This is a genomic window from Gordonia westfalica, assembly GCF_900105725.1.
In the GTDB taxonomy this organism is placed as follows: Bacteria; Actinomycetota; Actinomycetes; order Mycobacteriales; family Mycobacteriaceae; genus Gordonia; species Gordonia westfalica.
The window spans coordinates 701,363-722,980 of the sequence record NZ_FNLM01000036.1 but is presented as its reverse complement, the minus strand read 5'-3'; the positions used below and the strand labels follow the sequence as shown (position 1 = coordinate 722,980).

Sequence of the window (21,618 nt, the reverse complement as noted above, 5' to 3'; positions counted from 1 at the left end):
TTCGAGAGCCTCCGACAAACCCGGGGCGGTTCACCTCGAGTGCGGCCGGGTAGTAGGCGTGGAGTTGGGCGTGCAGCACGTTTTGGTGGGCCGAGCGGGCCCAGACCAGATTCTGGTGGGTGCGCGCCATCACCCGGATCGCATCGGCTTCAATACTGTCGTCGGCGATGAGTAGATGGTTGTGGCGGTCGGCACGCACCAGATCGGCCAGCATTTTCGCATCGGCCTTATCGGATTTGGTGCCACTGACATGATGGCGATCGCGATAGCGGGAGACCGAGCGGGGGTTGATCGCATACACCTGGTAGCCGGCAGCGACCAGCGCGGTCACCCACATGCCGTGTTCGGTTTCGATACCCACCACCACCTGCTCGGGTTCCTCGGCGAACCGGGCGAGCAGTCATGTAACGCGGTCATACCAGCCGCCGACTCAGCACATCGGCGAGTGGCCAGGACCCTGCCGGTCTCATCCATCACGCACACATCGTGGTGATCAGATGCCCAGTCGTTGCCCACAAAGATCATGTCGAACGCTCACCTCGTCTCCTCCTAGCGAGTAGTTGCGATGTGAGCCCGAGGATCCCCTCTCACGCGGCCTAATGGATCAGTGCTCACCCACAGGTGCGGGGGCACGACATCCCAGTAGCGTTCTGCGAGGTGATCCCGCCCGGCCGGGCACGGTCTTCGAGTAGAAATCCGCCAACCGTTTCAGGCCCAGCGAGTGGTCACCGACCGGGCAGGCTCACACGACCAGCATCCCCTCCACCACGGGAAAAGACCACCGACCCACCCCCATTAGGCCTGGCGAGTCGACGTCGGCAACCCTTCGTGGCTCGCTCCGCTCACACCTCAGGGAGCGACACTCACCCGAGTAGCTCGGCCAGTTCCTCGAGGCTGTACGGCGAGGTGTCCTTGTGGTCGCGGTAGGCGACGAAACTCGCCTGCTGTGCCTCGAACCGGCCGATGAAACCACCTGCGGCGCTGAAGATGTTGCCGGTGATGTGCTCGGCGGCGTCGCTGGCGAGGAAGACGTACAGGGGCGCCACGTACTCCGGCGGGGCCGGGTCCAGTGCCGCGTCGCGGGTCAGGTCATCGAGAATCCCCCGACGATGCAGACCCTCGATGTGGGCGATGTAGTCGTCACCGGTCGACAACCGCGATTTGGCGCCGGGCATCACGACGTTGACGCGCACATGGTGGTCGGCGAGGTCCGCCGCCGCGGCGAGGGCCAGCGCATTTACGCCGCCTTTCGCCGCGGGATAGCCGCTGCCGCCGAACATTCCGAGGGATGCGGCCGACCCGGTGAGGACGATCGCCCCCGATCCCTGCTCGACGAACACGCGTCCCGCGGCCTGGAGGAGATGAAAGGCACTCATGAGGTGGGCGTCCACCTGGGCCCGGAACTCGTCGGGAGCGATCGTCAGCACCGTCGAACCCGGGGGTTCGGCGATTCCGGCACAGTTGATGGCGATGTCCAGCGCACCGAATTCGGCGAGCGCGACATCGACCATCTTCTGGGCGACGCCGTCGTCACCGGCCGAGCCGCGGACGCCGACGGCTTGGCCTCCCCCGCCGCGGATCTCCGCGACGGTCTCCTCCAGCGCGCTCTCGTCGCGGCCGTTCACGACGACCGAAACCCCTTGCCCGGCGAGGGCGTACGTCACCGCGAGGCCGATGCCACGGGTCGCTCCGGCGACCACTGCAACCCGGCCGCCGAGCCCTGCGGCACCCGGCGACCAGCCCGCGTCACCGATCACGTCGAACTACCCACCGGGGTGATCGGGATCGAACGGCCGCGGTCGACGAACTCGAAACTCGCGCCGCCGCTGAATCGGGCGATCGCCACCTCGCCGCTCTCCTTCTGTGCCGTGTCCGACGTGGCGATCCGGATCTCGAGCGCATCGTCGGTCTCGATGGCGCCCTCGACGTTCAGGTAGGAACTCACGGCCGTCGCAGCCGCCTGCAGCGGTTCGAGATGATCAGGGGTGATGATCGACATCCAGCCACCGTCGGTCACCGCGTCGGAGTCCCGCGGCAGCCTGATGACGACGGTGTCGCCGTCGGCGGTCGCGGTCAGGCCGGTGTACTGCGCCGGACCGAAGCACGGATGCAGGGCCAGCACGCGGGCGAGACCTTCGGCGTCGGCAGGGAGGTCGAGGGCTGCGCGAATGCGATCCGCCGCCAATCCCGCGATCCCGATCAGCTGCTTGCGGAAGATCTCGACCACCTGCTCGTCGGTTTCCGCATACCTGCGCAGACTGATCAGGAAGCCGAGGGACAGCAGCTGATGTTGCAGCGCAACCTCTTCGGCGATCCGTACCAGCGTCGAAAGGGACCACTCGGCGAACTGCAGATCCTCGACGAGGGGACCGCGATAGTCGACCCAGCCATCGGTTGCCGAGGCATCGATCGCGGACAGAGCAATCTGTCCCGCCCGGGTGCCGAACATCTCCTCGGCGTCGGGCGGCAGGGGTAGCTCGTCCCGATCGGCTTCGATGGTGACCGTCCACTCGCAGTGCGGGGTCCGGTCGACGGGGCGTCGAGGCGGACGATGCACCGGCCGGATACGCGCCCGGCGGTTGGTCGCGATGGCCGTGGCGTCGAAGGTCGGGTCCTCGATGTCGTGGCACATCGTGGTGACGTAGTCGTCACCGAGTGGTTCGACGTCGAGAAGTGCGCCGCAATGATCGAGGACGAACGACCCGTGATACCTGTCGTCGACCCGGAACCGGAAGTCCATGAACTGTGGCGGTGCGCCGATGTCGAGTTGAAGGCATTTGAACATGTCCTCGACGCCGTCACCGTCGACTCCGAGCGCGGTCCGGATCCGGTGTGTGTAGACCGGACTCGCGGCCATCCATTCCTCGATGGCGATCTTGCCCATCACCTCTCGCCCGAAGGCGCCGATGAGATGGGCCATCCCGCTCCGGTCGATCATCTGGCCGGACAGCAGGAGTTCGGGTACCAGGACGGCGAGCTGTTGTTGACTCAGACCTTGATAGGCCGGGGCTGTGGGAGTCATGTCAGATCACCAGATCGCCACGGGGGCCTTACCGAAGTCGTACCACCCCGGCAGATTTCCCGGCGCCGCCTTCTCGACCCGCTTGAGCATCCCGTCGCTCATCGCGTTGTTCTTCATCATCTCGATGAACAGGGCGGAGACGTTGCCGTAGTCGAAGAAGTCCCGCTGCCAGGAGAACTGGAAGTTGCCGCCGTACTTGAACCAGCTGCCCTGAATGCCCTCGAGCGCATAGTGACTGCCGTCGTCGCGGGTACCCTCGTTGACCTGCTTCCAGAGGCCGATCATGTCGCCGGTCGTCTCGTCGATCACCCACGACTGATACGGGTACTCCCAGCCCTCGAGGCCCTCCATCTCCTGGCCGAGCGCGAGATCGCGGATCTCGTCGCGACCGACGGCCATGAAGTCCTTCTTGGGGCCGTAGTTCCAGCCGTAGGTGGCGTCCTCGGTGTAGAACTCGGCGAGGGGCTTCCAGTCCCCCGCCTTCTCTGCCTCGATGTTGGCGGCGAGCCACCGCTCCTTCATCTCTTCCAGTTCGGCACGATCAAAAGACATGTGTTCCACCTTCACTCGTCATCTTCGATGAGACGCAACGCTTGCGTCGGGCAGTACTGCACGGCCGCCTCGACCTCGGCGCGCCGGGATTCGTCGGGATTCTCGTCGAGGATCTCGACATGGTCGGTCTTCGCAGCGAAGACCTCCGGGGCCTCCAGCTCGCACATTCCGTGCCCCTGGCACAGATCCAGATCGACCTCGACACGCATCAGCGGTCCTGACGCTTACGGTAGGCAACGCGGCACGGTTGTTGCAGCTGAACGACCATCTTCGAGTGGTCGTTCTGGTAGCTCTCGGGGGGCTGCAACATCTCGAACTCGTAGTTCTGGAACAGCACCGAGAAGATCGCCTTGAGCTGCATGATCGCGAACTGCGCACCGACGCAACGATGCCGGCCCGCGCCGAACGGAATCCAGGTCCAGCGGTTGACAAGATCCTCCTGGCGCGGCTTGTCGTACCGGTCGGGGTCGAAGGTGTCCGCATCCGGGAAATCCTCGGGCAGGCGGTTCGAGATCGCCGGCGACACCGCGATCGACTGGCCGGCGGAGATCTCGTAGTCCTCGACGTGGAAGTCCTTCTGCACCACGCGCATCAGGATGATCAGCGGCGGGTGGAGGCGGAGTGCTTCCTTGAGGGCGTTCTCGAGCTGCGGCATCTGCCGGGTGTGGGCGAAGGTGTACTCGGGGCGCTCACCGTCCGGGGTGTCGCCGTAGATCTCGTCGAGTTCGTCGTAGACGCGCGCCATGTAGTCCGGGTTGCGCAGCAACTCGATCAGCGTCCACGCGGCGGTCCCCGACGTCGTGTGGTGGCCGGCGAACATCATCGAGATGAACATGCCGGTGACCGTGTTGGCGTCGAAGCCGACCTGGACGAGCACGTCCATCAGGTCGCGATCCTCTTTGTCCTGAGTCGGATTCGCCATGCGCTCGTCCATCACGCCCTGGATGAACTCGACCAGCTCGGCACGCGCCTCGTCGCGCTTGCGGAAACTCTCGATGTCGGCTTTGTAGTCGACGTACGCGATCGGGTCGGTGCCCTTCTCCAGGTCGTGGAAGAGGTGGGCGATGTGGGCGTTCAGACGCTCGCGGAACTTGCGTCCGATGAGGCACGACGACGAGGTGTACAGCGTGAGTTCGGAGAAGAAGTCGAGCAGGTCGATCTCACCCTCGTCGCCCCACCGGGCGATGATGCGTTCCACCTCGTTGGGGATCGTCACCGCATGCTGCTTCATGTGGGCGCCCTTGAGGGCCGAGTTGTGAATCGCCTTGGACCGTTCCTCGGGGCTGGCGTCGAAGACGACGCCCTCGCCGAACACCGGTGTCATGAACGGGTAGGCGGCCGCCTGGTCGAGGTCTTCCTCGGGAGCGCGGAAGAACTCCTCGCTGGCCACGGCCCCGGACACCAGCACCACCTCGCGGTCGGCGAGCTGGAACATGCCGACGTCGCCGCACTCCTCGCGGACGCGCCAGAACAGTGACAGCGGGTCGGTGGCGAGTTCGTCGAGGTGGCCGTGTTCGCCTTCGCCGCCGGAAACGCGATTCGGCTTCTTCAGGCCTGATTCGGTGATCGCGGTCATTGATCGGTCCCCTTGTCCTTCGTTGCCTGTGGGTCTGTCTGTGTCTTGCCGGACCTGTCGCGGTCACGGGAGACGGCGCCTTCGGCCTCCACCTCGACCGCGCGCATGTGCGAGCCCCGCGGCATCGTCACCATGGCGGCGACCGCCAGCGCGATGTGTCCGGGTTCGAGGAAATTGCCGTGCCGCGCCAAACCGTGCTTGATCCAGTCGTTGAGCATGTCCTCGGTGGTCTTCGGGTCGAGGTTCATGCCCATGCCGGTCAGGGTCTGTCCCGGGCGGACCACACCCGCACGCACGCCGGTGCCCTCGAGTTCGAGCTGGATCGTCGCCACCAAGCCGTCGATGCCCGACTTCGCGGCGACATATGCCGACGACCAGGGCCGGGGATGCAGTGCGACGTCGGAGCCGATGAACACGAAATCGCCACGCGCACGGTCGATCATGCCGCCAATGACCGCCCGGTAGATGCGGTAGGCGCCGGTGAGATGGATGTTGACCTGGTCGGCGAAATGCTCCGGACCGGTCTGGTAGGAGAGGCCGACCGCGAGGTCGCCGGCACCGGCGACCACGATCTCGAGTTCGCCGAGTGCCGCCTCCGCCTTGGCGACGCAGTCGATCACGGATTGTTCGTCGGTCACGTCGAGAGGCACGGCGACCGCCTCGCCGCCCGCGGCGATGATCTTGTCGGCCAGCTCCTGCAGCTTCTCGACGCGGCGGGCGGCCAGGGCCACCGGATGGCCTGCCGCGGCGAGGTGTTCGGCGGTGGCCGCACCGATGCCCGACGACGCACCGGCGACGAGGACCGGCCGACGTTCGGGATGTGGACGAAAAGCCATCAGCGCACCGTCACTTTCACCGGGAGTTCGGCGAAGCCGCGCACGTTGACCGAGTGCACCCGCACCGCCTTGTCGATGTCGATGTCGACCGCTCGGATCGACCGGATCACCTCGCCGAGACCGATGTTGGCCTCCAGCCGGGCGAGATGTGCACCGAGACAGAAGTGCGCACCGAGGCCGAAACTCATCAGTGCTTGCCCGTTGTCCCGGCCGATGTCGTACTTGTCGGCGTCCGGCCCGAAGACCTCTTCGTCGCGGTTCGCCGAACCGACGAGGAGCAGAACGCGGTCGCCGGCGGGAATCACCAGGTCGCCGTAGGGAGCGTCCTCGATCACGCGACGAACGACGATCTGGGTCGAGTTGTCGTAGCGAAGCGTCTCCTCGGTCCACTGCGGTACCGCGAGCTCGGGGTCGGCGAACACCTTGCCGAGCTCGTCGGGGTTGCGCCAGCCCCAATACAGGGCATTGGCAAGCAGTTTGGTGGTCGTCTCGTTGCCCGCGACCACCATCAGCACCATGAAGCCGACGATCTCGTCCTCGGTGAGCTTGATCTTCTCGCCGGTCTCGTCGTCGTCGATCTCGGCCTCGATCAGCGCCGAGACAAGGTCCTCACCGGGATTCTTCCGCCGGTCGGCGATGAGTTCCGAATAGTACTTGTGCAGCTCGATGTACGCGTAGATCGCGGCCTCGGGGATGTCGAGTACGCCGTCCTCGCGATGCAACAGGAGATCGGACTGATGCCGCAGATGTGTGCGGTCGGCCTCGGGGACGCCGAGCAGCTCGGAGACCACGTCCATCGGCAGGAGCGCGGCGAAGTCGTGGACGTAGTCGAACTCACCCATGTCGAGGCACTTGCTCCAGTGCTGGTGGGTCAGTGCGGTGATGCGACCGGTGAGGTCGTTGACCCGGCGCGGCGTGAACCCCTTGGAGACCAGCTTGCGGATGCGCATGTGTTTGGGGTCGTCCATCGCGAGGAAGGACATCGACTTGTGGGCGTCGGGACCGTACGCCGAGGGGTCCATCGACACTCCCCAGCTGTTCGAGAACCGTTGTACATCACGGAATCCCGCGCGGACGTCGGCATGGCCGGCGAGGGCCCAGAAGTTCATCTCGGCGTTGTAGTAGACCGGCGACTCCCGGCGGAGCCGCGCGTAGGTGGGGTACGGATCCTCGTGAAAATCATAGGCATACGGGTCGAAGGGGAGCGCCCGCTCCATCCCCGGCACCGAGGTCGTTTCGGTCATCACTTCTCCATCAGTAGATGCGCTGCGGCGACAAGTCGTTCGGAGGTCTGTTCGTAGGTCATGTGGCCCATGCCGGCGTAGACGAGGCCGCCGGAGTAGATCATCTCCAGGGCGTCGAGCAGCGGCCCGGGATTCTCCGGGTCCTCCTCGAGCGCGGCCGCCAGGCGCCGTCGGATGAACGCACCGATGCGGACACGCAGGTGTTCGACGTCGGGATCGGCGCCGAGCAGCGCAACGGTGACCGCGCCACCGAGTTGGCCCTCTCCCGCCACGACGAGCGCGACCTCGCGGAGCACCTGGGCGACCCGCTCAGCCGGTGTCCCCGCGGGATCGGGCTCGTGGACGCCCGCGGACAGCCGACGCCAGAAGACCTCGGCCACCAGGTGACTCTTCGACGAGAAGTACGTGTACGCCGTAGCCGGCGCGACCCCCGCGATCTTGGCCACCGACCGGACGGTGAGCCCGTCGAAACCCTCGGCGTTCAGCACGTCGACCGCGGCGTCGGTCAGCCGCGAGACCGTCTCCGCCTGCTGCTGCGTGAGGCGGCGACGAGTGGATTCCTGGGACACGGGGCTGGACATGTGAGCCACGCTACACTAGGTTTGAACGCGAGTCCAGACACCTGTCCAGATGGAGTTCCAGCTGATGCCCCTACGTCCCGAATCCGCGTCGGATCTGTTGATCGACGGCAAACTCACCCCAGGTGGCGGCGGTGTCTTCGACGTCGTCAACCCCGCGACCGAGGAAGTCATCGGGCAGGCCGCCGAGGCCACCTCCGACGACATGGATGCCGCGATCGCCGCTGCCCGCACCGCCTTCGACACCACCGACTGGTCGCGGGATCACGCCTTCCGCGCCCGCTGCCTGCGTCAGCTCCGCGACGCCCTCCTCGCCCACGCCGACGAGTTCCGCGAGCTGACGATCGCCGAGGTCGGCTGCCCGTCGTTCCTCACCCACGGCCCGCAGTTCGAGGGCCCGGTGACCGACCTCGGCTACTTCGCCGACCTCGCCGAGAGCTACGAGTGGACCCGCGACCTCGGCGAGGCCGAGCCGATGGGGATCAAGAACCATCGCGAGCTGCGCTCGGAAGCGGTCGGCGTCGTCGGCGCGATCACCCCGTGGAACTTCCCCCACCAGATCAACTTCGCCAAGATCGGCCCTGCCCTCGCCGCCGGCTGCACCGTCGTCCTGAAGCCAGCACCGGACACCCCGTGGTGCGCGGCGCTCGTCGGGAAGGTCGTGGCCGAGGAGACCGATTTCCCGCCCGGCGTCCTGAACATCGTCACCTCGACAGATCACCGTCTCGGCGAACAGCTCAGCACCGATCCCCGCGTCGACCTCGTCTCCTTCACCGGTTCCACCGCGACCGGCAAGAAGGTGATGGCCGCGGCGTCGGAATCGCTGAAGAAGGTCTTCCTCGAGCTCGGCGGCAAGTCCGCGTTCATCGTGCTCGACGACGCCGACCTCGGTTCCGCCTGTGCGATGGCCGCTTTCAACGTCGTCACCCATGCGGGCCAGGGCTGTGCGATCACGACACGTCTGGTCGTGCCGCGAACCAAGCTCGACGAGGCGATCACCGCGACCCGCGATGCCCTGGCCGGACTCCCGGCCGGAGACCCCACGAGTTCGGGCACCATCTGCGGGCCGCTGATCTCCGAACGCCAGCGACAGCGTGTCCTGTCCTACATCGAGATCGCCGAGCAGGAGGGCGGCACCATCGAGATCGGCGGCGGCCGTCCGGCCGACAAACCCAGGGGCTTCTTCGTCGAGCCGACGCTGATCTCCGGACTCGACAACTCCGCTCGCGTCGCGCAGGAGGAGATCTTCGGCCCGGTCCTGGTGATCATCGCCCACGACGGCGACGACGACGCCATCCGCATCGCCAACGACTCCCCTTACGGACTGTCGGGCATGGTCTACGGCACCGACGAGGACCGCATCAACAAGGTGGTCAACGGTGTCCGCACCGGGACCATGGGCGTCAACGGCGGCATCTGGTACTCCGCCGACGTCCCGTTCGGCGGTTACAAACAGTCCGGCATCGGTCGCGAAATGGGCGTCGCCGGATTCGAGGAATACCTGGAGACCAAGGCCGTGGCACGGCCCGCTTGACCCTTCGAGGCTCGCAAGCTCGCACCTCAGGGCGCGAAGAGCGCTCGCGAGCTCGCACCTCAGGAAGCGGCTGATCGCCGGCTGAGCCGGTACCGAGCGCAGCGAGGCACCCCATCCGCCGGCTGAGCCGGTACCGAGCGCAGCGAGGCACCCCATCCGCCGGCTGAGCCGGTACCGAGCGCAGCGAGGCACCGCGTCGAAGCCCCACAGCGGCCCGCCCCAGAGTCCACCACACCACTCACACAGAAAGCAGGACAATGAGTTCCAAGCGTTTCGAGAACAAGACCATCATCGTGACCGGGGCGGCCGGGGGCATCGGAGAGGCCTACGCGCGGGCGCTGGCCGCCGAGGGCGCCAACGTCGTGGTCGCCGACCTCGCCGACGAGAAGGGCAAGCAGGTCGCCGCCGACATCGGCGGCCTGTACGTCAGCACCGATGTCGCCGACGAGGAGTCCGCGAAGGCACTCGCCCAGGCAACCGTCGACGCCTACGGTTCCATCGACGGCCTGGTGAACAACGCCGCGATCTACGGCGGCATGAAGCTCGACTTCCTCATCACCGTGCCGTGGGACTACTACAAGAAGTTCATGTCCGTGAACCTCGACGGCGCGCTGAACGTGACCCGCGCGGTCTACCCGCACATGACCAACGGCGGCGGCGCGATCGTCAACCAGTCCTCCACCGCGGCATGGCTGTACAGCGGCTTCTACGGTCTCGCGAAGGTCGGCGTCAACGGCCTCACCCAACAGCTCGCCACCGAGCTCGGCGGACAGAACATCCGCGTCAACGCGATCGCCCCCGGCCCCATCGACACCGAGGCGACCCGCACGACCACCCCGAAGGAGATGGTTGCCGACATCGTGAACCGGCTGCCGCTCAAGCGGTTCGGCACGCCGGAGGATCTCGTCGGGATGTGCCTTTTCCTGCTGTCCGACGAGGCTGGCTGGATCACCGGGCAGATCTTCAACGTCGACGGCGGGCAGGTCATCCGGTCATGAGTGAGGAGACCCCGATCCGGCTGGGGTACGTCGGGCTCGGCAACATCGGTGGCCCGATGGCCGGCAGCCTGGCCGCCTGGCCCGGCGGTCTGACGGTGTTCGACCTATCCGACGAGGCGATCGCGAGCGTTGTCGACAAGGGCGCGAAGGCGGCCGGTTCGCTCGCCGAACTCGCCTCCGGCACCGACATCATCGGTATCTGCGTCCTGAACGACGAGCAGGTCCGTTCCGTGGTCACCGGCCCCGACGGGCTGCTGTCGACGGCCCGTCCCGGCACCGTCATCACCGTCCACTCCACGATCGGACCGGACACCGCCGTCGACCTCGCCGCACAGTGCGCGGAACGCGACGTGGTCCTGCTCGACGCCCCGATCTCCGGCGGCGCGATGGGTGCGGCGTCGGGTCGGCTGGCGATCATGGTCGGCGGCCCGCGCGACGCCTACGAGAAGCTGAAGGAACCCTTCCGGCTCACCGCCGACATGCTCGTACATGCGGGCCCCGAGGTGGGCGCGGGCACCAAGATGAAGCTCGCCCGGAACCTCCTGCACTTCATCTCGTTCACCGCCACCACCGAGGCGGCGCGCCTCGCCGAGGCCGCCGGGCTCGACATCGCCAAGCTGGGCAAGGTCGTTCGGCACACGGACGCGATCACCGGCGGCGCCGGGGCCATCATGTTGCGGGAGTCCACGGCGACGCTCGACGCCGACGATCCGTGGTACGGCATCTTCACCGGCGTTCGTACACTGGGCGAGAAGGACCTGTCGCTGGCGCTCGCACTCGCCGACGACCTCGACGTCGACCTGCCCCTCGGCCGGATCGCACTCCGCGAGCTGGCCCCCGGACTCGGTGTCCCCCATCTCGAAGGAGAATCCGCATGACCCGATCCAACATCTCCGACGAAGCGCCCGGCGAAGTGCGCAAACGCGGCCTCAAGCGGATGTCCGAGGTCTACGGCTGGGAGATGAGCGACGGTCCCGGTGACTTCTTCGCGCACACCGCCGACCAGGTGTTCGGCAACGTGTGGGCGCGCGAGGGCCTCTCCGACCGGGATCGGCGTCTCATCCTGCTCGGCGCACTCGCGGCGAGCAACAACATCGACGTCGCCGAGATCCAGGCCGGAGCCGCACTGGGCAACGGCGAGCTGACTCCCGAGCAGCTCGAGGAGATCAGCCTGTTCCTGTGCTACTACATCGGCTGGCCCCAGGGCACCAAGATGCACTTCATGTTCGGCGAGGTCATCGAGAAGCACCGGAAGCAGAAGTGAACCAGCACATCACGTTTCGTCCGCTGACCGAAGGCAGGGGCTCCTCGTTGCTGAGCGCCTCGCCCCTACCCGACCTCGCCGCCGCCGGCTACACCGACACCGAGTACGCCGCGTCGGGGGTGGCCGAACGGCTCGTCGGCGACGGGGACACACCGCCGGCCGAGTTCACGACGCGCCTCGTCGTGCGACGCCCCGCCGACCCGGCGGCGTTCAACGGGAGCGCCGTCGTCGAATGGCTGAACGTGAGCAGCGGCAGCGATGCCGGACCGGAGTACTCCTATCTCGCCGCCGAGCTGGTACGTGCGGGTTACGCGTGGGTGGGGGTGTCGGCGCAGTACGTCGGCGTCGAGGGCGGGACCGGCTCGGTGGGCGTCGCCACCGGCGAGCCCCAGGGCCTGGCCGCCAAGGACCCCGACCGTTACGCGGGTCTGCACCATCCCGGTGACGCCTACTGCTACGACATCTTCCGCTCGATCGGACGGGCGATACGCGGTGACCACTCTGGTGAGACACCGACCCCGGACCACCCGCTCGCCGGACTCACCGTCCGCTCGGTGCTCGCCGTCGGCGAATCACAGTCGGCGATGGCGCTGACCACCTACGTCAATGCCGTGGCCACCGACGATGACTTCGACGGGTTCCTCATCCACAGCCGCGCCGCGGCCGGACTGCCCCCGGGCGAGGTGGGCACCGGCATCGATGTGACGACGGTGTTCAGCGGTGAACCCACCAGGCTCCGCACCGACCTCGACGCCCCGGTGCTCGTCGTGCAGACCGAGACCGACGTGTTGACCAACTTCCGCTATCACCTCGTGCGACAGCCGGACACCGACCGACTGCGGGTGTGGGAGATCGCCGGGACCTCGCACGCCGACCTCCATCAGATCGGCGAATTCGAGGAGTTCCTCGGCTGCCCCGACCCGGTGAACCGCGGCCAGCAGCGGTTCGTGCTGCGCGCCGGGCTGCGCCACCTCCGCGCCTGGGCCGACGGCGGGGACCCGCCGCCGGTCGCCGATCCGCTGCGTCTCCGGGGAGTGTCGACGGCGGTACCCGAGTTCGAGGTCGACGACATCGGCAACGTCCTCGGCGGTGTCCGCACGCCCTGCGTCGACGCACCGACGCAGGTGTTGAGTGGCGTCGTCCCCGAACCGATCTCCCGGATCTGCTTGCTGTTCGGGTCGACCCACCCGGTTCCGGAGCATCTGCTCGCCGAGCGTTACGGCACGCGCGAGGAGTACGAGAAGCACTACCGGGACGCGGCCGATTCAGCCATCGCCGCGGGGTTCGTCCTGATCGAGGACCGGGACGAGTTGATCGCCGACGCGAACCCGGAGTTGGTGCCCGAGTAGATCTCCCGCCCGTGAGGTGCGAGCGCACCAACCCACCCGCTCCCTGAGGTGCGAGCGCACCAACCCACCCGCTCCCTGAGGTGCGAGCGCAGCAACCCACCCGCTCCCTGAGCCTGGATCCGTGGAGGGGTGTGGGGTGTCGGTGACATAAAAGTGCCCTCTGAGCTGGGATGATTGGTGGTGTTGAGACACAAAACATCCCAGCTCAGAAGGCACTTTCAGTGAAAGTATCACACAGCTTCTCGGCCACGTCCGCACTCTTTGACGACGACAATCTCGTGTCGCATGCCGGGCTGGTACCGGTGATGGAATTGGCGCGCTCGACCGGGGTGGCCGCGCTGCTGGCCAAACGGGTCGATCTGGGCACCACCCGGGTCGCCTCAGCCGGAGCCAACTTGGAAGCGAAACTGCTGACCGTGATCGCCGGGTTATGTTGCGGCGCGGACAGTATCGACGACCTCGGCATCGTCCGCAGCGGCGGGCACCGACGCTTGTTCGACCGCGTGTACGCCCCGGCCACGATCGGACAAACCCTGCGTGAGTTCACTCCCGGGCATGCCCGACAACTCAACGCCGTGATGACCCGCTCCCTGCCGGCGATGTGCGCCCGGGCAGGGTTGTTGCCCACTAACGGTGCCCGAGTGTTCGTCGATATCGATTCCCTGCTGCGTCCGGTCTATGGCTATCAGAAGACCGGCGCCTCCTACGGACACGCCAAGATCGCCGGACGTGAACTGCTGCGTCGGGGTCTGTCGCCGCTGATCGCCACCCTCAGCGCACCCGAGTACCCACCGGTGATCGCTAACGCCTGGCTGCGCGCCGGCCGCGCCGCCTCCGGTGCCGGGGCCGCAACGATGATCGCGCAAACCATCGCCACCGCCCGGCGTTGCGGGGCCGCCGGTGAGATCACCGTGCGCGCTGATGCGGCCTACGGATCAGCTGAGGTGATGGCTACCTGCCAACGCCTGGGAGCCACGTTCTCGCTGGTCCTACGGACCAACACCGCGATCACCCGCGCGATCTCAGCCATCGGCGAGGATGCCTGGACCCCAGTGGTCTATCCCGGGGCGGTCACCGACCCCGACACCGGCGCGTTGATCTCTGATGCCGAAATCGCCGAAACCACCTACACGGTCACACCACTCTCGCCACACCCGATCACCGCCCGACTCATCGTGCGGCGAGTCAAAGCACACCACCCTGCCGACACCGACACCCTGATGCCGGCATGGCGGTATCACTCGTTTTTCACCAACACCACCGACGACACCATCACCGCCGACATCAATCACCGCGCCCACGCCGTCATCGAGACCGTGTTCGCCGACCTCATCGACGGACCACTGGCCCATCTACCCTCCGGCGTCTTCGGCGCCAACGCCGCCTGGCTGGCCCTGACCACCATCAGCCACAACCTCATGCGCACCCTCGCCGCGCTCACCAGCTCGGCCAGACTGCGCGCCGCGCGCGGAGCGACACTACGACGCACCCTGGTCGCCGTACCCGCCCGACTGGCCCGACCAGCACGAACACCCATCCTGCACCTACCCCGACACTGGCCCTGGCACCACGCATTCACCACCCTGTGGACCGCGGTGAACACCCCCTGACCCCAACACCCCAACACATCCACCCACCACCAGGAACCCCAGTGAAAAAGCTGACAAAGATCAGCGAATACCCCACGCCCACAACCTGATCAACCACAGAAGCAGCCCAAACTACACCTCCCGACAACCGTCCACGGATCCAGGCTGAATCACCCCAGGTTTGATACCGCTTCCTTCTGAGTCAGGAAGGATGAGCACATGCCTAAGAAAATCGACCCGGAGGTCCGTTCGAGGGCCTTGCGGTTGCTGGAGACCCACGGCGGCGAGTACACGTCGTTGACTGCCGCGGCCGAAGCGATCGCCAAGCAGGTCGGTGTCGGCGGGGAGACGGTACGTCGATGGGCCGTACAAGCCCAGATCGATGCCGGCGCCCGCTCCGGGACCACTACGAAGGAGTCCGCCGAGATCAAGCGCCTCAAGGCCGAGAACAAGCAGTTACGAGAAGACGTTGCCATTCTGAAAGCAGCGACAACTTTCTTCGCGGGGGAACTCGACCCCCGCAACCGATGATCGTGGCGTTCATAGATCAAATGCGCGCCAACGGGTTTGCGGTCGAGTCGATCTGCCGGGTCCTGCGTGGGCAGGGCTGCCAGATTGCCGCACGAACCTACCGGGCATGGCGATCACGCACGCCTGCCGCACGGACGGTCTCTGATGCCCACGTCGTCGATGCGGTGCGCACTGTCGTCTGGCGCACCGGTGACGACGGCCGGCGGAAGATGACTCCCGAGGGCCTCTACGGGCGGGTGAAGATGCGCGCCCATCTGCATCGCACAACTCTGCCTGGGGTGTCCTATGGCGCCGTTGATCGAGCGATGAAAGTGTTAGGCCACCAAGGAATTCGACGGTCGAAGGGAGTCCGAACGACCGTCAGATCCGCTGATGGTGTCCGCGCGGAGGATCTGTTGAACCGACAGTTCAGTGCTGCCGAACCGAACCGGGTTTGGGTGACCGATTTCACCTACTGCCGGACCTGGGCTGGGTGGGTGTATGTGGTGTTCATCATCGACGTGTTCTCCCGTCGAATCGTGGCATGGCATGCCTCGACATCGAAGTCGGTGGAGTTGGTGACAGTCCCGCTTCGGATGGCACTGTGGCAGCGCAATCGGGAAGGGCATCCGGTGAAAGCTGCTGAGCTTATTCATCATTCGGATGCCGGAAGTCAGTACACATCGGTTACACTGACTGAGCGTCTGCGACTCGAAGACATCGCAGCGTCGATCGGATCGGTCGGGGACGCCTACGACAACGCGCTGGCCGAGTCGGTGAACGGCTTGTACAAGACCGAGTGCATCCGGACCACGATCTTCCACTCCGGCCCGTACCGGACGATCTCCGACGTCGAGTTCGCGACCGCTGGTTGGGTCGACTGGTACAACAACAGCAGGTTGCACTCGAGTATTGGCCAGATTCCCCCGACCGAGTTCGAAACGCTCCACTACGCTGGCCTCGGCCCCGAGGACCAGCCCACATTGGAGGCGGCACAAAACCTAGGGTGATTCAGGCTGAGGTGCGAGCGCAGCAACCCACCAGCTCCCTGAGGTGCGAGCGCAGCAACCCACCCGCTCCCTGAGGTGCGAGCGAAGCGAGCCACGAAGGGCCGGCGAGGTCGGCTCACCAGCCCTTCGTGGCTCGTCGCTAACGCTCCTCACACCTCAGGGAGCGAGAGTGGCGGCGCTAACGCTCCTCACACCTCAGGGAGCAAGGGTGGCGGCGCTAACGCTCCTCACACCTCAGGGAGCGAGTGTGGCGTCGCTTCATTCGGATAAGAGGCGAGCTGAACTCAGAACACGGCGCGCTTGTCTTCTTCCGCCGGGCCCGCGGGTCGTATCGGTTCACTGAGGAAGCCGTCCGTCGCGTGCCGGATTCCGGTCGAGATGGCGTGCCCCACATGGCTTCCGGGGTACCAGTGGATACGCCCACCCCAGTGCTCGTGGAGTTGCTGCGCAGCGGATACCCAGGTCACGCGGTCGTTGAGCGCCGCGACCACCATCCGGCGGTCGGGCGGCGCGATCGGCTGTACCGACAGCGGGCTGATGACGCTCGCGACCCGGCGCACCGAGTCGTCGCGCATCAACGATGCGAGGTGCTCACCCTTGGGTCCGCCGCGGGACATGTGGTGGGCGAGCGTCGCGTGCATGTCCAGCATGGGCACCACCGCGAGGACCGCGGCGACCCGCGGGTCCATCGAGGCGACCAGCGCCGCGATCGGCCCGCCCAGAGATGTTCCGGCGATGGAGATCTCGGCGGGGTCGTGGGATTCGATCCAGGTGATCAGCGACCGGATCTCGGCAACGGCCCGGATGGTGATGAGGGTGTTCACGAGCGGGTCGAAGCCCGGGTAGGCCACCTTCGTCACCCGTCGGGCGCCGTGCGCCGGCAGCACCGGGAAGGCGACGTCGTAGCCGAGCTTCTTGTGCAGGTGCGCCGCGCGGAACGCGTAGAGATCGTCCGGCCGCCCCTGTGCCGCGCCGTGCACCCAGATCAGCCAGCGGGCACCGGTCTTGCGCTTCGTCATCACCCGGACCGACGAGATGCCGTCGGCGTACGGGTCCAGCGACGCGACCGAAGCCGGCAGTGTGGCGTCGACGGAGAAGTCGATGTGGTCGAACGCCGTGGTGCCGAAGATCTTGCGGTCGCGCGACAGGAGGTGGGGCGCATCGGGATCGCGATGGACTCCCGCGGGTCCCAGCCGCACGAACTCGTCGGCCACGTCCGCGCATCGCGCGACCATGCCCTCGACCGACTCGAGAGGCGGGATGTCCCGGATCACCGAGTTGACGGCGATGAACAGCTCGTCGATCGCGGTCTCGCCGACCTGGCGCGGTCCGCATCCGGCCGGTGGGATACCCGTCTCCGGGTTCCCTCGTCGTGCGGCCAGCGAGCTGCCGATCGCGCGGGGCAGTACGCCCGCGAACAGTCCCAGCCGTGCTCGTTCGGTCTCCCAGTCGATCAACTGGCCTCCCGTGCCATCGCGCCGATGCCGAGTGCATCGGTCGCCTCGTCGACGGCCTGCGCGACCCGGCGTAGGAACCCGGCCGGGTCCGGCATCGACTCCGGCGTCGCGATCAGTCCCATGCTGAGCCGTCCGGCGTAACTGTAGGTCGTCAGGTTGACGTCGGCGGGCGCGATCGCCAGCGCGAAGGAGATCCAGTCGACCACCTCGATGTCGCCGATCCAGCGCGTCGTCCGCGGGCCGGGCATGTTGGCGGTGGTGATGTTGTTCATCACCAGCGGCGCCCGGTTGGCGGCGATTCCGCGGAAGAACGGACCGAGCCGGCCGGTGTAGGTCGCCAGCTTCTCGGTCAGTTCGAAGCCGACGTCCCGACGGCACGCCACGGTGGCCCCGCAACTCTCGCCGGTCGCGACGATCCGTTCCACGGGATCGGCCAGATCCGACCGCAGGTACGCCATCGCGGTGGCGATCTCGTTGCCGTGCACCCGGTTCGACGCGAGGTCCTTGCAGACCCCGAAGATGGTCACCGAGGTACCCGGCTCCTCGCCTCTGGCGGTGAGCTCGTCCCGGATCGCGCCGGCGATCACGCCGTGCAGGGCACCGTTCACCGTGGTGCCGGCGGCGAGGGCGATCCGCTGGACGTCGGCCAGCGAGATGTCGGCCGACGCACAGACCCGGTCGGCGCCGCTCCGGGCGTTGAAGCTGGTACGACGCACCGTCAGCGGTTTGGGGATGAGGTCTCCGTTGGCCGCCCGACGGCGCGCGGTCACCGCGCGGCGGGCGGCACGGCCCACCGAGGGTAGGCCCCGGACCAGCCGCCACGACTCGGCGCGCGCCGCCTTCGTGAGTGTGCGTGTGTCCTGGGCGAGAGCCTCGACGACGGGCGCGGGGTGGATTCGCTCCCCCTGCTCGGCGGTGGCGGCCATGAAGGTGTTGAGCGCCGCGAGTCCGTCGGCGACTGCGTGATGGACGCGGACGACCACTGCCTGACGGTCGCCCTCCAGGCCGTGGACCAGCGTGAGAGCCCACAGCGGCCGGTGTCGATCGAGTTGCCGGACCGAGAGTTCGGAGAGCACCGCGTCGAGGTCGGCACGCCCACCGGGAGCGGCGACATCCATCTCGTCGAGGTGGTGGGTGACGTCGAAGGCGTTGTCCTGCACCCAGAACGGGCGTGCCGAGCACCCCGGCGCCCATTGCACCCGCTGCGTCGCGCGGGGGAACATCCCGAGGAAACGCGGGACGACGTCGGCGATCTCGTCGAGCGTGAGCGGACGCCCGCGCCGGGTCGTGTCGAGCACCGCGACCTTCAGCGTGTGCATCGGGTTCGACGGGGTCTCCATGTTGAGCATTAGCGCGTCGGGCCCGGTCATGCGCTCGGCGCCGCGCGGAGCGGCGTCGACGCCGGCGAACAGCTCGGCGACTTCAGGTGTGTTGCGTGCGTTCATCGTTCAGCTCACCTTCCGTTCCGGACCGGCCGACTCGAGGTCGCGCTTGAGGATCTTGCCGGTGGCGTTACGGGGCAGTTCGTCGAGGAAGTGGACGTCGCGGGGCACCTTGAACCCGGCGAGCTGTTCCTTGACGTACTGCCGGATCTGGTCGGCGCCGATGAGTGTCTGCGGGGCCCGCACCACGTAGGCGGACAGGCGCTGACCGAACTTCTCGTCGTCGACGCCGATCACCGCGACCTCGTGCACCTCGTCGAGGGCACCGATGACCTGCTCCACCTCGAGCGGATAGACGTTCTCGCCGCCGGACACGATCATCTCGTCGTCGCGTCCGACCACGAACAGCCGGCCGTTCTCGTCGATGCGCCCGACGTCGCCGGACACCATGTGCCCGGCGCTGAACGCCTTGGTGTCGGCGGTGGTGTACCCGTCGAAGCCGGAGTTGTTGGCGACCACGATGCGACCGATCTCGCCGACCGGGAGTTCGCGGTCGTCGTCGTCGAGGATGCGGACGCTGGTACCGGTCAGCGGGCGGCCGGCGGTGTCCGGGGCGACCCGCAGGTCTTCCGGGGTGGCCGTGCTGATCAGTCCGGCCTCGGTGGCGTTGTAGCTGTTGTAGACGACGTCGCCGAAGCGGTCGAGGAACGCGATCAGTGCGTCGGTCCGCATGCGCGAACCGCTCGCGGTCGCGAACCTCAGGCTCGGCATCGGATGGGCGTCGAGCACCTCGTCGGGCAGGTCGACGATGCGTTCGAGCATCACCGGCACGACGGCGAGTCCGGTCGCGTCGTGCTCGCGGACGAGGTCGAGGGTGGCCACCGGGTCGAAGCGTCGACGCATGATCATCGTGCACGTCATCGTCGCCGAGATGGCCACCTGCCCGAATCCCCAGGCGTGGAAGACCGGGGCCGCGATGACCGTGGATTCGCCTGCACGCCAGGGGATGCGGTCGAGCATCGCGGCAAGCGAGGCGATGTCGGTACTGCCACCCCGACGGGCGCCCTTCGGCGTGCCGGTGGTGCCCGAGGTCAGCAGCACGATGCGCCCGGCACGCCCGGGACGTGCGGGACGACGGCCGAGGTTCGGGTTGATGAGCGAGTCCGTCGTGTGCCCCGCGACCGACCCGGTCTCGGTCCACGCGGTGATGCGACGCAGTCCCGGAAGCCGTTGTGCGGCAGGCGCGATGACCGCGTCGAACTCGTCGTCGGCGATCAGCACGTCGGCTCCCTCGCGCTCGAGGACGTCGGCGAGCTGCGGCCCGGCGAAGCCGGTGTTGAGCAACACGGCGTCCGCCCCGAGCCGCGACGACGCGGCGAGCGCCTCGATCAGGCCGCGGTGGTTGCGGCAGAGGATGGCGACGGTGGCGACCGGAGCGCCGGGGAGGTCGCGCAGGCCGACGGCCAGGGCGTCGCAGCGCGCATCGAGCTCACCCCAGGTGAGCTCGCCGGCCTCGTCGACGAGTGCCAGCCCCTGCGGGGCGCGAGCCGCCGCCAGACCGATGCCGCTGACCGGCGACGCGCCGCCGTGGCGACGGAGGTTGAGGCCCATCCGGATGTAGCGATCGAGACGCAGCGTGCCGAGGAAGCCACTGCGGACGAGGGTGCGAACGAGCCACGCGTAGGTCGTGACGCGATCGCGGAGTTGCGTGATCATCGTCGATCTCCTTCGTGGTCAACCGAGGACGGGGAACCGGCGCTCGCGGGCGAGTCCGTCGAGGGCGTGCTGCATGTGTTTGCGGATCATCTGGTCGACCTCGGCGTGGTCGGGATCCGTCCCGAACTCGGCGGTGATGTCGATGGGGTCGAGCACCTGGGTGACCAGCTTCGACGGCAGGGGCACGTTCGGCGGGAAGTGGGCGGTGAGCCCGAACGGGAAGCCGAAGGCGAACGGCGCGCTGTCGACCCGGAGCAGCTTCTGCAGTCCGAGCAGCTTGGCGAGGCTGTCGCCGCGGTTCAGGAAGAGCTGTGTCTCCTGGCCGCCGATGGTGACGATGGGGACGATCGGGACGCCCGCCTCGAGGGCGGTGCGGATGTAGCCGGTGCGTCCGTGGAAGTCGATCGTCGCGGACTGGCTGGTCGGACGGAGCGCCTCCCATTCGCCGCCGGGGAACACGATGGTCGCCGCACCCGCCCGGAGAGCGGCGACGGCGTTCTTGGGGTGCGCCGGGAGGAAGCCGACCTTGCCGAAGATCTGTTTGCCCGCGCCCGTGAAGATGAGGTCGTGGGCGAGGGTGTAGAGCGGACGGTCGGGTCCGAACTCGTCGGCGAACGCGACGCTGATCACCGGGACGTCGAAGGCCATCAGCCCGCCGGAATGGTTGGAGACGAGCAGGGCGCCCCCGTCGGGAACCTTGTCCATGCCCCGGACCTCGGAGCGGAAGTACGTCTTGGCCACGAGCTTGAGGACGGGCAGCACCCGCTTGACCCAGGTCTCGTCGCGTGCGGTGAGGTCGAAGGTATCGGCACTCATCGGGAGCATCTCCTGTGGTTGTGTCCCCGGCTCGAGGGATCACCGCCGGTGGCACCCACGGGTTGGATCACCTGGTGGTCGATGTCACCCGAAACCGGAAACGAGAACACGTTCTAGTGTTTGAATTAGAACACGTTCTAATTCAGGCCTCCACTCTTCGTTACCTATGCCACACCTACTGATCG

19 protein-coding genes, 1 pseudogene and 1 other annotated feature are annotated in these 21,618 nt (G+C 67.1%); of the genes and pseudogenes, 7 read left to right on the top strand and 13 right to left on the bottom strand.

Translation table 11 applies throughout. The features are described 5' to 3' along the window. Positions 1–34: 34 nt before the first annotated feature. The 9 genes and pseudogenes from BLU62_RS29585 to BLU62_RS29545 form a co-directional block, all read right to left on the bottom strand. A pseudogene (locus BLU62_RS29585) lies at positions 35–525 on the bottom strand (IS110 family transposase); the annotation flags it as partial. Positions 526–863: 338 nt separating this feature from the next. Then, entirely contained in the window at positions 864–1,757 is an 894-nt protein-coding gene (locus tag BLU62_RS29580; protein WP_074854036.1) for an SDR family NAD(P)-dependent oxidoreductase, read from the bottom strand. Further along, the gene (locus BLU62_RS29575) at positions 1,754–3,022 is read right to left on the bottom strand and encodes a hypothetical protein (protein ID WP_074854035.1); all 1,269 of its coding nucleotides are present in this window, start codon (positions 3,020–3,022) and stop codon (positions 1,754–1,756) included. The genes BLU62_RS29580 and BLU62_RS29575 overlap by 4 nt, the downstream gene beginning before the upstream one ends. 6 nt (positions 3,023–3,028) lie before the next feature. Then, a complete protein-coding gene (locus BLU62_RS29570; RefSeq protein WP_074854329.1) occupies positions 3,029–3,574 on the bottom strand; it encodes a Cif family virulence factor in 546 nt (181 codons plus the stop codon). 11 nt (positions 3,575–3,585) lie between these two features. Continuing rightward, positions 3,586–3,783 (bottom strand): ferredoxin, encoded by a 198-nt coding sequence (locus BLU62_RS29565; protein WP_074854034.1) that lies wholly within the window; start codon positions 3,781–3,783, stop codon positions 3,586–3,588. Then, complete coding sequence (locus BLU62_RS29560) at positions 3,783–5,150, bottom strand: cytochrome P450 (RefSeq protein WP_074854033.1); 1,368 nt, start codon at positions 5,148–5,150, stop codon at positions 3,783–3,785. The genes BLU62_RS29565 and BLU62_RS29560 overlap by 1 nt, the downstream gene beginning before the upstream one ends. Continuing rightward, entirely contained in the window at positions 5,147–5,986 is an 840-nt protein-coding gene (locus BLU62_RS29555) for an SDR family oxidoreductase (RefSeq protein WP_074854032.1), read from the bottom strand. Before BLU62_RS29555 ends, BLU62_RS29560 begins: the two co-directional genes overlap by 4 nt. Further along, a complete protein-coding gene (locus BLU62_RS29550) occupies positions 5,986–7,230 on the bottom strand; it encodes a cytochrome P450 (RefSeq protein ID WP_074854031.1) in 1,245 nt (414 codons plus the stop codon). Before BLU62_RS29550 ends, BLU62_RS29555 begins: the two co-directional genes overlap by 1 nt. Further along, a complete protein-coding gene (locus BLU62_RS29545; RefSeq protein WP_074854030.1) occupies positions 7,230–7,811 on the bottom strand; it encodes a TetR/AcrR family transcriptional regulator in 582 nt (193 codons plus the stop codon). The genes BLU62_RS29550 and BLU62_RS29545 overlap by 1 nt, the downstream gene beginning before the upstream one ends. Positions 7,812–7,875: 64 nt before the next feature. Between BLU62_RS29545 and BLU62_RS29540 the strand changes: the two genes are divergently transcribed. The 7 genes from BLU62_RS29540 (at position 7,876) to BLU62_RS29505 (ending at position 16,062) form a co-directional block, all read left to right on the top strand. Further along, a complete protein-coding gene (locus BLU62_RS29540) occupies positions 7,876–9,342 on the top strand; it encodes an aldehyde dehydrogenase (protein WP_074854328.1) in 1,467 nt (488 codons plus the stop codon). Between the two features lie 257 nt (positions 9,343–9,599). After that, positions 9,600–10,340: an SDR family oxidoreductase gene (locus tag BLU62_RS29535; RefSeq protein ID WP_074854029.1), complete on the top strand. Its 741-nt coding sequence runs from the start codon at positions 9,600–9,602 to the stop codon at positions 10,338–10,340. Next, the gene (locus tag BLU62_RS29530; RefSeq protein WP_074854028.1) at positions 10,337–11,218 is read left to right on the top strand and encodes an NAD(P)-dependent oxidoreductase; all 882 of its coding nucleotides are present in this window, start codon (positions 10,337–10,339) and stop codon (positions 11,216–11,218) included. The genes BLU62_RS29535 and BLU62_RS29530 overlap by 4 nt, the downstream gene beginning before the upstream one ends. Next, positions 11,215–11,604, top strand: coding sequence for a carboxymuconolactone decarboxylase family protein (locus BLU62_RS29525; protein ID WP_074854027.1), 390 nt, complete (start codon positions 11,215–11,217; stop codon positions 11,602–11,604). Before BLU62_RS29530 ends, BLU62_RS29525 begins: the two co-directional genes overlap by 4 nt. Then, positions 11,601–12,953 (top strand): alpha/beta hydrolase domain-containing protein, encoded by a 1,353-nt coding sequence (locus tag BLU62_RS29520; protein WP_074854026.1) that lies wholly within the window; start codon positions 11,601–11,603, stop codon positions 12,951–12,953. The genes BLU62_RS29525 and BLU62_RS29520 overlap by 4 nt, the downstream gene beginning before the upstream one ends. 221 nt (positions 12,954–13,174) lie before the next feature. Next, positions 13,175–14,563, top strand: a complete 1,389-nt coding sequence (locus tag BLU62_RS29515) for an IS1380 family transposase (RefSeq protein ID WP_084811968.1) — start codon at positions 13,175–13,177, stop codon at positions 14,561–14,563. 198 nt (positions 14,564–14,761) lie between these two features. After that, a protein-coding gene (locus BLU62_RS29505; RefSeq protein ID WP_099047828.1) for an IS3 family transposase occupies positions 14,762–16,062 on the top strand; the annotation gives its coding sequence in 2 pieces (ribosomal slippage) (positions 14,762–15,035 and positions 15,035–16,062; 1,302 coding nt in all). Further along, positions 15,034–15,165, top strand: a sequence feature (AL1L pseudoknot). It overlaps the preceding gene by 132 nt. Positions 16,063–16,346: 284 nt before the next feature. Here the strand turns inward: BLU62_RS29505 and BLU62_RS29500 are convergent. Genes BLU62_RS29500 through BLU62_RS29485 form a run of 4 tightly spaced genes read right to left on the bottom strand, consistent with a single transcriptional unit; the run spans position 16,347 to position 21,433 of the window. Then, the gene (locus BLU62_RS29500; RefSeq protein ID WP_074854024.1) at positions 16,347–17,519 is read right to left on the bottom strand and encodes an alpha/beta hydrolase family protein; all 1,173 of its coding nucleotides are present in this window, start codon (positions 17,517–17,519) and stop codon (positions 16,347–16,349) included. After that, complete coding sequence (locus BLU62_RS29495; protein ID WP_074854023.1) at positions 17,516–18,964, bottom strand: wax ester/triacylglycerol synthase domain-containing protein; 1,449 nt, start codon at positions 18,962–18,964, stop codon at positions 17,516–17,518. Before BLU62_RS29495 ends, BLU62_RS29500 begins: the two co-directional genes overlap by 4 nt. Positions 18,965–18,967: 3 nt before the next feature. Then, positions 18,968–20,617 (bottom strand): AMP-binding protein, encoded by a 1,650-nt coding sequence (locus tag BLU62_RS29490; protein ID WP_074854022.1) that lies wholly within the window; start codon positions 20,615–20,617, stop codon positions 18,968–18,970. Positions 20,618–20,635: 18 nt separating this feature from the next. Next, positions 20,636–21,433 (bottom strand): lysophospholipid acyltransferase family protein, encoded by a 798-nt coding sequence (locus BLU62_RS29485; RefSeq protein WP_074854327.1) that lies wholly within the window; start codon positions 21,431–21,433, stop codon positions 20,636–20,638. Positions 21,434–21,618 lie beyond the last annotated feature (185 nt).

Bases quoted from the DNA above. Each gene is read 5' to 3' on its own strand.
- BLU62_RS29495 (WP_074854023.1), bottom strand. From the start codon at position 18,964: ATGAACGCACGCAACACACCTGAAGTCGCCGAGCTGTTCGCCGGCGTC.
- BLU62_RS29550 (WP_074854031.1), bottom strand. From the start codon at position 7,230: ATGACCGAAACGACCTCGGTGCCGGGGATGGAGCGGGCGCTCCCCTTC.
- BLU62_RS29565 (WP_074854034.1), bottom strand. From the start codon at position 3,783: ATGCGTGTCGAGGTCGATCTGGATCTGTGCCAGGGGCACGGAATGTGC.
- BLU62_RS29570 (WP_074854329.1), bottom strand. From the start codon at position 3,574: ATGTCTTTTGATCGTGCCGAACTGGAAGAGATGAAGGAGCGGTGGCTC.
- BLU62_RS29575 (WP_074854035.1), bottom strand. From the start codon at position 3,022: ATGACTCCCACAGCCCCGGCCTATCAAGGTCTGAGTCAACAACAGCTC.
- BLU62_RS29555 (WP_074854032.1), bottom strand. From the start codon at position 5,986: ATGGCTTTTCGTCCACATCCCGAACGTCGGCCGGTCCTCGTCGCCGGT.
- BLU62_RS29535 (WP_074854029.1), top strand. From the start codon at position 9,600: ATGAGTTCCAAGCGTTTCGAGAACAAGACCATCATCGTGACCGGGGCG.
- BLU62_RS29485 (WP_074854327.1), bottom strand. From the start codon at position 21,433: ATGAGTGCCGATACCTTCGACCTCACCGCACGCGACGAGACCTGGGTC.
- BLU62_RS29530 (WP_074854028.1), top strand. From the start codon at position 10,337: ATGAGTGAGGAGACCCCGATCCGGCTGGGGTACGTCGGGCTCGGCAAC.
- BLU62_RS29545 (WP_074854030.1), bottom strand. From the start codon at position 7,811: ATGTCCAGCCCCGTGTCCCAGGAATCCACTCGTCGCCGCCTCACGCAG.
- BLU62_RS29490 (WP_074854022.1), bottom strand. From the start codon at position 20,617: ATGATCACGCAACTCCGCGATCGCGTCACGACCTACGCGTGGCTCGTT.
- BLU62_RS29540 (WP_074854328.1), top strand. From the start codon at position 7,876: ATGCCCCTACGTCCCGAATCCGCGTCGGATCTGTTGATCGACGGCAAA.
- BLU62_RS29560 (WP_074854033.1), bottom strand. From the start codon at position 5,150: ATGACCGCGATCACCGAATCAGGCCTGAAGAAGCCGAATCGCGTTTCC.
- BLU62_RS29525 (WP_074854027.1), top strand. From the start codon at position 11,215: ATGACCCGATCCAACATCTCCGACGAAGCGCCCGGCGAAGTGCGCAAA.